Consider the following 444-nt stretch of genomic DNA (forward strand, 5'->3'; position numbering starts at 1 on the left):
GGAGCCGCTGATATGATCATTATGCGCATTGCTGATATGCTCATGTCCATCCCGGGCCTGCCGCTGCTTTTGATTTTGGCTGCGGTGATGTCGGAGTGGAAAGTGCCTTCTGAATACAGAATGTACCTGATTATGATGATGTTAAGCCTGATCGGATGGCCCGGTTTGGCGCGGCTTGTACGCGGACAGATTTTGTCGCTGAAGGAGCAGCCGTTTATGATGGCCGCGGAAGTTTTGGGGCTTAGTGATAAACGGAAAATCCTCTATCATTTGCTTCCCAACACATTGCCGTTATTACTGGTAGCGGCGACTTTGCATGTGGCGGGAGCGATGCTGAGTGAATCTGCGCTGAGTTTTCTCGGGCTTGGCGTTGCTCCGCCGACACCTTCTTGGGGAAACATGATGGAAGCGGCGAATCATTTTATGGATTTTACACTCCGCCCG

At 51.6% G+C, this 444-nt stretch carries 1 protein-coding gene; it reads left to right on the forward strand.

Translation table 11 applies throughout. The features are described from left to right. Positions 1 to 444 (forward strand): ABC transporter permease (locus ACQRUO_RS39720; protein WP_428321034.1); only part of this gene is annotated, 444 nt, incomplete at both ends.

Source organism: Kitasatospora sp. LaBMicrA B282 (assembly GCF_050325825.1).
GTDB lineage: Bacteria > Actinomycetota > Actinomycetes > Streptomycetales > Streptomycetaceae > Kitasatospora.